Origin of the sequence: Gilliamella sp. B2889, from assembly GCF_026536885.1 — a bacterium.
Lineage (GTDB): Bacteria > Pseudomonadota > Gammaproteobacteria > Enterobacterales > Orbaceae > Gilliamella > Gilliamella apicola_E.
The window spans coordinates 1-13,478 of the sequence record NZ_JAFNNF010000007.1; the positions used below are offsets into that span (position 1 = coordinate 1).

Genomic DNA, 13,478 nt, shown 5'->3' on the forward strand with positions numbered 1-13,478 from the left:
TGTTGCCATATGAATAATTTGGCTTTAAATGATGATGTGTTTTAATTATTTTTATATCAGAAAAGTTGAGGAGCGGGGTTTTTGGCATTTAAAACCCCACCTACAAATCAATAAATGAACAAAATTTGAATAAAATTAAATTTTCACGTGATTAAAAACTATAATTCTAAAGATTTATAAAGTTAATATTTGCCAATTAAGACATAATCTAACTAGTAATTTTTTAGATCTTCTTATGCTCTTATTTACAAAAGTTAACGTTCTAAAGTGAAAAAATTATTGCGTCATATTCTTCCAATCTCTATACTTCTAGATCACTTTAGCTGAATAGCTAAAGTTTAATCAACAAACAAAAAATAGTAAATAAATCAAAAAATTACTTGACAGGATAGTCGAATATGGATTACAATTTTCAACAGGCAACAGGCAACAGGCAACTTGGTCAACCTCTAATTTAAATTCGCCAAATTTAAACTCTCAGCCTCTTTTTTTACACTCCAGTTTATTAATTGACAAAAATTTAAGATCACGCAGTCGATCGTCGTTCCGATCGTCATTTGGATCATTTTGTCGATCTAAATTATTTCGAGAGATCTTTTTACCGCTAGGCCTTTTACTCATACCTTTTTATTCCAGCCATGCATTAACTTCACAGACAACAAGAAATCATATTCAGGGTAGTGCGCCTTATTTAACTTATGACGGTGGACTTACACGTGCGGTTGATACTGATGGTCTGCTCAGTATTACTTTATCAAATGGTGTGCAATACACGCCTTCAACTAATACTTCATCTTCTTTAGCACCAATCGTCTTACCTGTTGCTGGTCAAAGTCTTGCTCGCGTTAACATGTTTGTTCCAGTTAATACAGATTCAGTCGCATTAAGTAGGCTTATTGATACTTATAAATATTGGGGGGATAATGATGGCGATACAGATGTTACAGCTACAGGTACTTTAAGTTTATCTGTCACCGATAAATACAGCCGAGCTGTACCACGTCATACAGTATTAGGGCATTGTGGTGCCCCTTATAGTCTTAAATTAACCAGTACGGATGGTACACTATTCACACGTTATGGGGTTCCTCGTAGTAGTACTTTCAATGCAAGTAGTGTGACTTATTATGTTACTCCTAACCCTAAGACTGAACCAGAGGTTTGTTTTGCCAAACCCGTTTTGATTGCAGATGAGCTAGATAAGCACCCTGGTCCATCTTCTATTTGGAACCATTATAAGGTTTTTTTCACCCAGGATACTAGGCCAAATTATTATGGTGAAAACTTTCCGACTACGGGTGCTAATAACATGTACTTTGATTTAGAAATTGCTGGTAATAGTCAGAAATTGGCTTGGTCTTCTGTCACTCAGGGAGGTATCACCGCTACTATGAGCAATCCCACACCGACAAGCGTACGGGTTACTTTAACCGGTCCAGTTGCGAAGGCATCCCAATGGAATTCTAACAATCCTGGTCTTATTGCTAAGCCTACTTTCCCTCAGACTTTTGAGTTAATTGGTCATTATGCCCATAATGGTGAGAGGGCTGTCAAGTATGGATTTCAGATAAAACAATGGTTTGTCAACCGAGGTCAAGGTTATTATACCTATTCTAATATGGAGTCTTGGTGTAATAAAATTGGTTACCGTATGCCTACGGTTAAAGATTTAACTAATGCAACACGTCATGAAGTGACTGGTGCTACACCTTCCTCACCTGATGATCATTATCAGCGTAGAATTGGTGCCAGCTTTATTGCAGAGTGGGGTAATCTAAACAAATATGAAAAAGCCGGCTTTGGTACTAACAGGTTCTGGACCAATGTTATAGCTCCTGGCAACGATAATCGGTTTGTTGTTTACCCTGCGGAGGGTAAGATACATTGGGCTTATACTGGCTATGAAAGCATTTCGGAAGGGCTTTGTACTTTACCTTAGCATCATTACTTGGGTGAAAAAATAATTATATTCACTAAAGAATCGAAAATTCAACGTAATCGAGCGATAACAAGCAATTTTATAGTGTCTAACTCTTAAACCATCCGCCCCAACTAGGGCGGATTTTTTTAGGCATAGGGATTCTTTTGCCTTGCTATATCGCAGCTTTAGAATTTCATACTGGCGCTAATGATAGCGTGGAATTTAGCTGCTGGTATTGATTCGTAAGCTGTGGTGTAGTTTCTGTTTAAGATATTGTTGAGGTCTAACCCAATATGGTACTGGCGATTAGCGCCAAATGAGGTTGTGGTTGATAAGTTTAATGTTGACCATCCGCTGTAGTGATAAACAGATGAATCACCGCGTTTTGTTGCGTTGGTGGCAAATCGCATAAATAGGTCTGAATCAATATCAAATTTATCAAAATAAGCTGTATGTTTTATCCCTGCACTCCCTGTAAAGCGTGGGTTGCCGGTGTCACGAGTGCTGTAGGTATCTGTCTCGATTTTACGGCTTAGGTAATTCCCTTTTAGATAAGGATTCACCGGAAGGTCTAGGTATTCAACACTTAATTCTAAGCCATGGGTTTTGGCTTTGTTGGCATTGATATAGTAAGCATTAGTACTTCCCAATGCGCCATTACATATCGACGAACCATTACAGTTCATTTGGGTGATGTAATCTTTAGCATCTGAGAAGTAGATAGCTCCATCAACTAGTAATTTGTTATTGTTATAGCGTAAACCAATTTCGTAGTTGTTGGATTTTTCAGCTTTTAGATTAGAGTTTCCATAACTAGTTTGTCCACCCGCTGAAGTAACCGCATAAAGATGAGAAAGGGTAGGGTAAACATATCCTTGAGCAAAAGAGGCTCTTAATTGAGTATTTTCAATTCCAGAGTAAGTTACTCCTGACGATACAACAAAATTGTTATCATGAGTTTTCTTTTTTCTATCGATACTGTGGCTAGATGTTGTTGGACCCCTAACTGGAATTATGTTAATGGTCGTATTACCTTTTTTTAGTTTTGATTCGACCCAATATTGGCGGGCACCAAGATTCCAAGAGATATCATCGGTTATTGCCCAATCATTTTGTCCAAATAGCGCAATACTAGATTGTTGCCATTTGTTAGTTGAGTCTTTGTGTTGTGTATTTCTTCTTACTCTTGATATCATGACATTGTGTGAATCTTGGTCTACATTGTCTTGTTGATACTGTATACCAGTAATCAGTTGCATATCTTTATGTGGCTGCATATCTGATTGGAATGTCATACCATAGGTTTTTTGTTCGTCATTGGTTGCAGTGTTGTTCGTTAATGGCACCATAACAATATGGTTTCTAAATTGACGATTTATTTTTTGGGAGTAAGCATCATAATGAAGTTTCTTTAAGAAATCGCCTTCAACATCATAATCATAGAAAAATCCAACTTTTTCTCGTTTCAGTTCCGGTATTTTTACCCAAAATTCTTTAAGTGCTGGTTGTTTTTTATTTTCGTCCGTATAGGTTTTGGTATTCAGTTTATAACGATCTAATGATACACCAAATTTGTGTTTATCAAGGTTGAGTCCAAACCATGAGCTTATGCTGTTATTATCAAAGTCGGTATCATGCAGTTTGCCTTGATACGCTTTGCGATCATTGTTTTCAGAGTAGGTTCCACTAATTCGGTAATCAAATATTTCATCAATCGTGCCGTTTACCGTGCCCATTTCGGTAAAGCCATTGGTTGATTGGTTATAGATTAATTTGGCATCTCCAGTTAGTGGTTTTCCATCTTTACTTCCTTTACGGGTTATAAAGTTAACCACGCCACCAATCGCTTGCGAGCCATATAATACTGAGTGAGGCCCTTTAATCACTTCGATGCGTTCAACTGATTCCATGTCGATTAATACACCAGCACTCGAACCGTGTCCGGAACGGTGATAAGTCACTTCTTGACCATCAATTAACATTAAAATCCGCGAAGGGGCTTCACCACGAATCATGATTTGTTTGCGTCCTGCAAGTGCGTTATCGGTAATTTCAACGCCTGGAATATCACGCAGTGCTTCAACCACAGAATCGCCATTGAGTTTTTCAATCTCGTCACGGTTGACTGCATTAACAGATACTGAGCTATCCCATACTGTTTTTTCATTCCGATCAGCGGTAACGATAATGGTATCTTGTGGATTGCCTTTTTTTTCTTCTGCATAAGTATCTGCGCAAAAACAGATAGTTAATATTGCTATATAAGGTAATTTTTGGGTCATAAAACTTCTCTTTTTGTATAACTTTGTATTGATAAAACGATGCAAATGATAATCATTATTATTATGGATGTAAATAATTAAATTAATTCGAATTGTATTAACTTTGATGATCAGTGTGGATTTTTTAACTTTGTCACATTTTTAACAACAAAATCACGCAAATTGCCGATTTTTTATTTGTGATTATCGATAACAAATTTTACAATAACCATTCAATATATAAGTTAGGTTATGCAAAATGTCTATTGCTGTTGTCGAAGTTAATCGTAAATCAATTTTACACAATGTTGAATTTTTTAAACAAAAATCTCCAAACTGTACTTTAATGGCAGTGGTTAAAGCGAATGCTTATGGCCATGGCATGGAAGGGGTTGCTCAGTTGTTGGATGGTAAAGTTGATTGTTTTGGTGTTGCACGAGTTTCAGAAGCAATAGCTTTGCGTCAAGTTGGTATTCGTGGTCCTATCGTGCTTTTGGAAGGTTTTTTTCCGCATGATGATATTAACGATTTGCTTGATTTTAATTTGCAACCAGTTATCCATTCAAGTTGGCAAATCGATGTTTTAAATACGATCCCTTTTGCAAATGAGATCACAGTTTGGTTTAAGATTGACACCGGTATGCACCGTTTAGGTTTTCATATTGATGAAGCAATAAACGAGTTTAATCGTTTAGCTAGCTGTAAAGCTGTTCGCCAGCCGATCAATATTATTAGCCATTTTAGTAGTGCAGATGAGTTAGGTTCTTCACAAACCAATACCCAAATAGCACGTTTTAATGAATTTGCTCGTTCGGTTAATGGCTGTCAACAATCGATTGCAGCATCAGGTGGTTTGCTTGCTTGGCCTGATTCTCATCTTAATATGATTCGAGTTGGTATTGCGTTATATGGGGTTTCGCCATTTTCTGATGCAGTCGCTGATTTACAACCCGCTATGACGCTCAAATCTGAATTAATCGCAGTACGTAAGCACGAAAAAGGACAATCAGTTGGTTATGGTCAAACTTGGACAAGTGAAAGTGACACTGTACTAGGGGTTGTGGCGATGGGATATGGTGATGGTTATCCGCGCGATATTCCAGAAAATACACCCGTGAGTATTAATGGTCGCTTGGTACCGATTGTTGGTCGTGTTTCTATGGATATGATTGTGGTCAATTTAGGACAACACTGCCAGGATAAACCCGGCGACGAAGTCATTTTTTGGGGCAAGGAGTTGCCGGTTGAACAAATCGCTAAGCACACGGGAATGAGTGCTTATGAGTTATTAACGCGCTTAACTTCACGCGCAAAAATTCGTTATAAAGACTAGGTTATGATTAAAAAATTTATTTTGTATACGTTACTGACGGTAATTTTACTCGTCGGTGGTTCATTAGCTATTGGTTATTATTATTTACAACAATTTTCTAAGCAACATATGAATGTCACGGCTGATAATCAGATGTTTGTGTTGAAAAAAGGCACCTCTTTGCATCAATTAGTTGAGCAAGTTAAGGCGAGTGATTTAATGCAACAAGCGTATTTGTTGCCTTATTTGTATAAACTCAATCCCTCTTTAAGTTCGATTAAAGCTGGAACTTATCAATTACATCCTCATATGACTGTCGATGAGTTTTTAAAGTTGTTGGTGTCGGGTAAAGAGAGCAGTTTTTTTGTGCAATTTGTTGAAGGTAAGCGTGCTAAGGATTGGTTAAGTGTGCTTAGTAATACGCCTTATATCAAGCAAACATTGACCGGTAAGTCACATGATGAGATTGCGAAAATATTGGGCATTGATGATGGAAAATTGGAAGGTTGGTTATCACCAGATACATATCAATATACCGCAGATAGTTTAGATATTAATATTCTTAAGCGCGCCCATTTGACTATGAAAAACAATCTACAAAAAGTGTGGGATAATCGCGATAAAGATCTGCCTTATAAAACACCTTATGAGTTGCTGATTATTGCCTCGATTATTGAGAAAGAAACAGGCATAAGCTCTGAACGTGCTAATGTTGCTTCGGTTTTTGTTAATCGTTTAAAAGCAAATATGAAGTTGCAAACCGATCCAACCATTATTTATGGGTTAGGGGATAATTATACGGGTACGATTAGGCGTGTTGATTTGACTGATACCAATAATCCTTATAATACTTATGTGATTGAGGGGCTACCACCAACACCAATTGCTATGCCAAGTTTAGCATCACTTGAAGCAGCCGCACATCCAGCTAAAACGAATTATCTATTCTTTGTTGCTAATGGTACTGGTGGCCATACATTTAGTAGCAATTATAGTAATCATCAACAAGCGGTTAATGAATACCGCAGAATGAACAATTAATTTTTCAATTTTACAGCCACGGTTGTGGCTGTCTCTCTTTTCGATTATTCGTCTGTTGACCGAGTGGTGGTTAATTCATCAAGTTGTTTAATTAGCGCTAATAAATCATCTACCTCTATTTCTTGCTGTTTGAATGCCTCTTCAAAATATGGGTGAAGAGCAAATTTAGGTATTTCGCTTTTAGCATCGATTAACGCCTGTATGCGCGGAATAAAGATCCACTGTAACCATTCATGCGGTTGCATGGTGTCGAGTGCAAATGGCTGCTCACTTAAAAAAGCTTCTGCCTCAGGGGGTGAGGGTTGCCATAAGTTAAGGTTTTGCAGTTCATCTTTAATTAGGTTCAGTTGTATTGAAATTGTTTTCATATTAATCAGTGTTTGATAATAATTCCAATCAAAATAAGGACCAGGATCGGTTTTGCGATCTGGGGCGATGTCACTATGTCCAGTTATATTTTCGATTGGGTAGGTTTGTTGTAATAGTATGGTAACGTAGGCAAGTTGCTGGTATTGTGCCTCGGTAAAGTTGTCGGTATCACATCCTTCCATTTCTATGCCAATTGAGAAGTCGTTGCAGTTTTCTTTACCTTCAAATACTGATTTACCTGCGTGCCAAGCACGTTTATTAAATGGCACAAATTGAATAATTTCGCCATCGCGTCTTATAAATAGGTGACTTGATACTTGTAATTTATAGATATCGGCAAAATAAGGGTGCTGATTTGGATCGAGCTTACCGGTAAAAAGTTGTTCAACATAAGGCCCGCCGTATTGGTTCGGTGGCAGGCTGATATTATGAATAACTAATAATGTGATGGGGTCAGTGCGATCATTATAATACGGCGATTTGACCTGTTTGATATTGCTTATCCAACCATCAACTATTTTTAACACTTTTAAGGTCATTATGGCTCCAATAGTGTGTATTGCGATCTTGTTCACAACTTCGATTAATACAATGTTGATTGTGGTAATCAATTTGTATTTTAACTTCCAAATCTTTTATCTGGTTATTATTTCATTTTTTCAGTTTGCTATAAAGTCACTCTATCTATCAATTGATTAATCTTTAGAGGAATTTATGTACAAGCAGTCTGGATTTACCTTATTTGAGTTAATGATCGCCATTGTGGTAGTCGCCATTTTAACAGCTATCGGTTTGCCAGCCTATCAAAGTTATGTCAAAAAGGCCGCTTTAACCGATATGCTTCAATCAATGACAGCCTATAAAACAGCGATTGAAATTTGTGCTATTGAGCAGGGCGCATTAAATAAATGTAATGCTGGAGCAAATGGTGTGCCCACGACAAGATCGACTAACTATGTTACTTCGATCAATGTTACTAATGGCGTGATTACTATTGTCGGTAAGAGCGCGTTATCTAACTTAACCACAACTTTAACACCTAAGTTGAACTCATCGTTAGGCAATTTAGATTGGTCACGTACCTGTGTCACCAATCCTGTTGATGATAGTTTAAAAGCTGCTTGTGAAGATATTTTTAAATTTTAATAAATTATGATGCAAGAAGATCAATTGGTTGAAAGTCTCGATAAGCTATTATTATCAGCACTGGATAAGCGAGCATCTGATATTCATTTCGAGCCTTATCAAAATTACTATCGAATACGCATGAGAATTGATGGCGTTTTGCAAAATAGGCTAATACCACCACTTAGCCTTGCTAAGCAGATCACCGCCCGATTAAAAATTATGGCTAATTTAAATATTGCTGAACACCGCTTACCGCAAGATGGTCAATTGGTAATTAATAACTATGCAATGCGAATTGCTACCTTGCCGGTGATCAATGGTGAAAAGATTGTATTGCGGGTTATGGATAATCATGAATCTGAGCTAACCATTAATGATTTAGGATTAACCGAACAAGATCTTCTCACACTTAAACAGATTTTAGATTATCCGCAAGGGTTGATTTTGGTTACTGGCCCAACCGGCAGTGGTAAAACTATGACTTTATATAGTGCGTTAAAGCATCTAAATAAAGCTGAATGTAATATTTGTTGTGTTGAAGATCCGATCGAAATACCTTTAGAAGGTATTAATCAAACTGCGATTAATCATAAAGCCGGTCTAACTTTTTCGGTGATATTACGCGCTTTATTGCGCCAAGATCCAGATGTGATGATGATTGGCGAAATTCGTGACCATGAAACTGCCGAAATTGCCATTCAAGCAGCTCAAACAGGCCATTTAGTATTATCCACTTTGCATACTAATTCGAGTGTTGAAGCAATAGTTCGGTTAAATCAAATGGGCATCAAAAATTATCTTTTATCGTCCAGTTTGAAATTGGTTATCGCTCAACGCTTGGTACGAAAGCTCTGCCAACATTGCAAAGTCGTTGCTAGTGAACTAACCCTAATTGATAATCAACCTTCACCACACTTTATCGCCATGGGGTGTGACAAGTGTGTAGGTGGTTATTTAGGACGAGTAGGTGTATATGAACTGTTAATGGTGACCCCAGAAGTGCAACAACAGATTATAACTAATCAACCAATCTCACCCCAAAATAGAGTCACATTACTACAAGCTGGCTTTAAGTTAGTACAACAAGGTATTACTACTTTGGCTGAATTGAATCGGGTTTTAGGTGAAGTAGTCCTTGGGTGATAGTGTATGAAGCGGATCTATTTTTGGTATGACATTAATTTTCATCAAAATAAGATTATTGCCACATCAAAGCAAGATGTGAAAAGACAGCTTTTATTGCAAGGTCAAATCGCGATTAAAATTCGTGCCGGAAATATTATTACTAAAAAAAGTTTTAATCCTAGCGATCTGCTAATTATCACAAAACAGTTAGCCACTATGTTAAAGGCTGGATTATCGATTGTTGATAGTTTGAGATTACTTCTTGATGATCAGCCTAAACCTCAATGGCAGTATTTGTTATCAGACATTAGTCAGCAAATCGCCAAAGGTGAATCACTGTCCTCTGTTTTAAAACAATATCATTCGGTATTTCCTGCGCTTTATTGTGAAATTATTGCTATTGGTGAATTAACCGGACAACTCGATCACAGTTTTGAACAACTAACCGCGCATCTTGAAAAATCATTGCAATTACAAAGACAGATTAGAAAGGCAATGCGTTATCCGCTTTTTTTATTGTCAGTGTCAGTAGTAGTTATTATCGTGATGATGTTTATTGTATTACCAAAATTCGCCGACATTTATCAAAGTTTTGATGCTCAATTACCTTATTTTACCCAACTAGTGATTGATATTGCGAATAAGGTTCAGCAAAATGGTATACTCATATTATTAGTGCCATCGCTGGGTTACTTTTTATTCCAGCGTTTTTTTAAAGTCCGCTATCAACTCACGATTGATCGGCAAAAATTAGCATTGCCGTTATTGGGGCAAGTGATTCAATCACAGTGCTTAATGCAGATTTTCCACACATTAGCAATCACTCAGCAAGCAGGTATTCCATTACTAACAGGACTTAGTGCTTCGGCAAATACTACAGGAAATAGTTACTATCGTGACATTATCAATAAAATAATTAACGGTATTGAACAAGGTAATGCCTTTAGTCAAATGCTATCGTCCTATTTTCCTAAACTTTGTGTACAGCTAGTTCATGCTGGCGAAGAGTCAGGATCATTAGATGTTATGCTTAATAACTTGTCCCTCTACTATCAACAACAAAATCAAACCTTAACCGATAATTTAGTCAAAGCATTTGAGCCGATTTTGATGTTATTTTTAGCATTGATAATTGGAGGATTAGTGATCTCGATGTACTTACCCGTATTTCAAATGGGAGATGTGATTCATTAATGGCTGTTTTGGTTTTTTGTGTTGGGCTTGCGGTCGGAAGTTTTTTGCAAGTTGCTTATTGGCGATATTCTCCTTCACAATCTTTGTTTGATTATTTAGTCGCTATCACTTTTCCTCGTTCTTCGTGCCCAAATTGTCAACACTCACTTTCTGCTTGGCAGTTAATTCCAGTGCTATCATGGTTAATATTAAAAAGGCGATGTTATTTTTGTCAGCAAAAGATCGCTTTTTGCTATCCAATTTTTGAGTTGGCTGTAGCGGGATTATTTTTACTAATATATTTGAACAAAGATCTCAATTTTCAAAGTATGTTATTAATGCTACTTGCGAGTTATTTTTTGCTTTTAGCACTGATTGATTTTCGCTATTTTTTACTGCCTGATTTTTTTACACAACCGTTGATGTGGGCTGGGTTGATGATGGCTTATTTTGATCTAAATTCGTTAACCATCAGTGACGCCTTAACGGGGGTTTTTTGTGGTTATTTAATGCTTAAATTACCTGCTGTCTGTTATTTTTGCCTAACAAAACGAGCCGGTTTAGGTGGTGGGGATATTAAGCTTGTCGCGGCTTTGGGTGCTTGGCTACCTTATCAATTAATTCCATTATTGTTAATTATGGCATCATTGTCAGGCATACTTTTTTTTATTTTGGCAAAATATAAGCAAACAATGCATGACATGATCGCCTTTGGTCCTTTTCTGTTGTTATCTGGTTATTTAATCATTTTCAGTTTGTGATCTTGATTGTTTTTTTAATTACATCTCTTTGGGTATTCACATAAATTCTTGCACTCCTTGGCTTATAACTAAAAAAGATAACGATAAAAGAATTAGTTATTTTTACTTTATTCAAATTAAGATTATAGTGCGATTAAAGTCTTTTCAGATTTATAGCTAAATTTAAGGAATAATCAATGACTAGTACTACCGCGAAAAGCATTGCTGCATTAAAAGATGAGATGATTGAATGGCGTCATCATATTCATTCTCACCCTGAAACTGCATTCGAAGAGAAGCAAACAACCCTGTTTATTATCGAAAAGCTAAAATCGTTTGGAATTACCGAACTGTATACCGATTTTGCGCCAACTGGTGTAGTAGGGGTTATTCATGGTAAGAATAAAGGTCGTACTATTGCTTTACGTGCAGATATTGATGCGTTGGATATCGTTGAAGAAAACAAAATTGGCTACTGTTCAAAAATCCCCGGTAAAATGCATGCTTGTGGGCATGATGGTCATACTGCAACATTGTTAGGCGCAGCAAAATATTTAAGTGCTAATCGTGATTTTTCTGGTACGGTGGTGGTGGTCTTCCAACCCGCTGAAGAAAACGAAGGTGGTGGTCGAGTGATGGTGGAAAATGGTCTATTTGAAAAATTTCCTATCGAAGCTGTTTATGGTATGCATAATCAACCTAATTTAGCGTTAAACCATTTTTTAATTAATCATGGTCCGGTGATGGCATCTTATGATGTTTTTGAAATTAAAATTACTGGTGTTGGTTCACATGCTGCTGCACCACATTTAGGTAGAGATACCATTTTAACCGCTACCAATATTGTCAATAGTTTGCAAACAATTGTCAGCCGTAATTTAAATCCAACTGATTCGTTGGTTATTAGTGTGACACAGATTCATAGTGGCGATACTTGGAATGTGCTTCCACAACATGCGGTGATTCGTGGAACAGTTAGGGCATTGAGTGCTGAAGATCAAGATTTGGCAGAAGAAAGAATCAAACATATTTCAACAGGAACCGCTTTAACGTTTTGTACTAAAGCCGAAGTTGATTATCAACGCCGTTACCCAGCAACTATCAATCATGCTAAACAAGCTGATATAGCAATTAAAGTTGCTCAAAAACTTGTGGGTAACGATAAGATTGTGATTGATTCACCACCAACAATGGGGTCAGAAGATTTTGCTTTTATGTTGCAGAAAGTGCCGGGCGTTTATATCAAAATTGGTGCGGGAGAGGGCGCGAATCTTCATAATCCGTCGTATAATTTTAATGATGAGATCTTAACAACTGGTGCACAATATTTTGTTGAAATTGTTCATCAAGAGTTAGGTAATTAATACATTAAAAAGCAGGAATAATTATAAAACTATTCCTGCTTGATCGATATTAAATTATAACTTTAATTCACTATCAGGTTGGCCTTTGACTCTGAATTTTGTTTCACTATCAAAACCATTTGCTAACACTATTTGAGCATAAACTTCATCATTTTGCCCAACTTTTAATGCCGCTAAGATCTGACCACCTTCACGCCAGTTTCCTTCAAGTTCATATTCAAGTTTATCACCGATTTCCGGTAATGCTTTACTATGACCTTTTAATAGATAAAGCCCGCGATTATTTGCACCGCGGAATTGCGCTCTAGCTACCATCTCTTGCCCACAATAACAACCTTTATCAAAGCTTATTGCTTTAAAATGTTGTAAATTACAAGCTTGAGGAAGCAGGCTTTCAATATTAGGTGCATCAATAATAGCGTGACCAGCTTCTAATTCAAGTTGTAACCAGTGATTAGATGGTTGTAAATTAGTAGGTAATGGTTCAGACGATACTTTTATCACCCGCAACTTAGGCGATGTGAGTTTAATATAAGTTACACCACCAATAGTAATACAATTGTGATCGCCCAATGCTGAAATCACAGAAGGATCTATTGCATCATCTTCCAATCCGACTAGATTTAAATCCAGAACGGGCTCTATAGTTACTTTAGAAAAAACTGCCGTTTTTTTCAATTCACTAATTTGTCTTTCGGCAACACTTTTACGTAAGATATAGAATATATCTTCACCTCGTTGGAATAATATAAAATTACTCCACATACGTCCTTTTGCATCACAATGTGCTGCAAATGATGCTGAGTTTTCGTTAATACGACTAAGGTCAGCTGTTACTTGTCCCTGTAAAAATGTACGGTTATCCATACCTGATACTTTGACTAATTGCCAATCAGATAGGGAGGTTTGTTTGTAATAAGAATTGGCCATTAAAAACACCTTTTAATTATAATGAGCCCTAATATACATATATAAAAGAGCGTAAACAAAAGCGAAAACGCCTTTAATAATTCAAAATTAATCAATTAGTCGATCGATTAATTT

Annotated in this window: 11 protein-coding genes and 1 pseudogene; 8 read left to right on the forward strand and 4 right to left on the reverse strand. The window is 36.8% G+C overall.

What is annotated here, in order from left to right; translation table 11 throughout:
• Window positions 1-763 precede the first annotated feature (763 nt).
• On the forward strand, window positions 764-1,939 hold the full coding sequence (locus J3U09_RS09830; protein ID WP_267358070.1) for a hypothetical protein: 1,176 nt from the start codon (window positions 764-766) through the stop codon (window positions 1,937-1,939).
• Window positions 1,940-2,106: 167 nt separating this feature from the next.
• On the opposite strand, the gene J3U09_RS09835 is transcribed toward J3U09_RS09830, so the two are convergent.
• Complete coding sequence (locus J3U09_RS09835) at window positions 2,107-4,203, reverse strand: TonB-dependent receptor (RefSeq protein WP_267358072.1); 2,097 nt, start codon at window positions 4,201-4,203, stop codon at window positions 2,107-2,109.
• Window positions 4,204-4,441: 238 nt separating this feature from the next.
• Here J3U09_RS09835 and alr point away from each other — a divergent pair, with 238 nt between their 5' ends.
• Window positions 4,442-5,515: an alanine racemase gene (gene alr, locus J3U09_RS09840; protein WP_267358074.1), complete on the forward strand. Its 1,074-nt coding sequence runs from the start codon at window positions 4,442-4,444 to the stop codon at window positions 5,513-5,515.
• A 6-nt stretch (window positions 5,516-5,521) separates the two neighbouring features.
• Window positions 5,522-6,535 (forward strand): endolytic transglycosylase MltG, encoded by a 1,014-nt coding sequence (mltG, locus tag J3U09_RS09845; RefSeq protein ID WP_416380066.1) that lies wholly within the window; start codon window positions 5,522-5,524, stop codon window positions 6,533-6,535.
• A gap of 44 nt (window positions 6,536-6,579) precedes the next feature.
• On the opposite strand, the gene J3U09_RS11010 is transcribed toward mltG, so the two are convergent.
• Entirely contained in the window at window positions 6,580-6,903 is a 324-nt protein-coding gene (locus J3U09_RS11010; protein ID WP_370632609.1) for a YqcC family protein, read from the reverse strand.
• Between the two features lie 3 nt (window positions 6,904-6,906).
• A pseudogene (ampD, locus tag J3U09_RS11015) lies at window positions 6,907-7,443 on the reverse strand (1,6-anhydro-N-acetylmuramyl-L-alanine amidase AmpD); the annotation flags it as partial.
• Between the two features lie 175 nt (window positions 7,444-7,618).
• Between ampD and ppdD the strand changes: the two are divergent.
• The 5 genes from ppdD to J3U09_RS09875 all read left to right on the forward strand — a co-directional run bounded on the left by ppdD (window position 7,619) and on the right by J3U09_RS09875 (window position 12,434).
• Window positions 7,619-8,050, forward strand: a complete 432-nt coding sequence (ppdD, locus tag J3U09_RS09855) for a prepilin peptidase-dependent pilin (RefSeq protein WP_220225900.1) — start codon at window positions 7,619-7,621, stop codon at window positions 8,048-8,050.
• A gap of 6 nt (window positions 8,051-8,056) precedes the next feature.
• The gene (locus tag J3U09_RS09860; protein WP_267358080.1) at window positions 8,057-9,175 is read left to right on the forward strand and encodes an ATPase, T2SS/T4P/T4SS family; all 1,119 of its coding nucleotides are present in this window, start codon (window positions 8,057-8,059) and stop codon (window positions 9,173-9,175) included.
• Window positions 9,176-9,181: 6 nt separating this feature from the next.
• The gene (gene hofC, locus J3U09_RS09865; protein WP_267358082.1) at window positions 9,182-10,351 is read left to right on the forward strand and encodes a protein transport protein HofC; all 1,170 of its coding nucleotides are present in this window, start codon (window positions 9,182-9,184) and stop codon (window positions 10,349-10,351) included.
• The gene (locus J3U09_RS09870) at window positions 10,351-11,091 is read left to right on the forward strand and encodes a prepilin peptidase (RefSeq protein WP_267358084.1); all 741 of its coding nucleotides are present in this window, start codon (window positions 10,351-10,353) and stop codon (window positions 11,089-11,091) included. Before hofC ends, J3U09_RS09870 begins: the two co-directional genes overlap by 1 nt.
• 176 nt (window positions 11,092-11,267) lie before the next feature.
• Window positions 11,268-12,434 (forward strand): M20 aminoacylase family protein, encoded by a 1,167-nt coding sequence (locus tag J3U09_RS09875; protein WP_267358086.1) that lies wholly within the window; start codon window positions 11,268-11,270, stop codon window positions 12,432-12,434.
• Window positions 12,435-12,488: 54 nt separating this feature from the next.
• Here J3U09_RS09875 and ygfZ read toward each other — a convergent pair whose 3' ends face one another.
• Window positions 12,489-13,364 (reverse strand): tRNA-modifying protein YgfZ, encoded by an 876-nt coding sequence (gene ygfZ / locus J3U09_RS09880; protein ID WP_267358088.1) that lies wholly within the window; start codon window positions 13,362-13,364, stop codon window positions 12,489-12,491.
• Window positions 13,365-13,478 lie beyond the last annotated feature (114 nt).

Excerpts from the sequence above, each read along its gene's own strand:
- J3U09_RS09835 (WP_267358072.1), bottom strand. The coding sequence starts at position 4,203 with ATGACCCAAAAATTACCTTATATAGCAATATTAACTATCTGTTTTTGC.
- alr (WP_267358074.1), top strand. The coding sequence starts at position 4,442 with ATGTCTATTGCTGTTGTCGAAGTTAATCGTAAATCAATTTTACACAAT.
- J3U09_RS11010 (WP_370632609.1), bottom strand. The coding sequence starts at position 6,903 with ATGAAAACAATTTCAATACAACTGAACCTAATTAAAGATGAACTGCAA.
- ppdD (WP_220225900.1), top strand. The coding sequence starts at position 7,619 with ATGTACAAGCAGTCTGGATTTACCTTATTTGAGTTAATGATCGCCATT.
- J3U09_RS09860 (WP_267358080.1), top strand. The coding sequence starts at position 8,057 with ATGATGCAAGAAGATCAATTGGTTGAAAGTCTCGATAAGCTATTATTA.
- hofC (WP_267358082.1), top strand. The coding sequence starts at position 9,182 with ATGAAGCGGATCTATTTTTGGTATGACATTAATTTTCATCAAAATAAG.
- J3U09_RS09870 (WP_267358084.1), top strand. The coding sequence starts at position 10,351 with ATGGCTGTTTTGGTTTTTTGTGTTGGGCTTGCGGTCGGAAGTTTTTTG.
- J3U09_RS09875 (WP_267358086.1), top strand. The coding sequence starts at position 11,268 with ATGACTAGTACTACCGCGAAAAGCATTGCTGCATTAAAAGATGAGATG.
- ygfZ (WP_267358088.1), bottom strand. The coding sequence starts at position 13,364 with ATGGCCAATTCTTATTACAAACAAACCTCCCTATCTGATTGGCAATTA.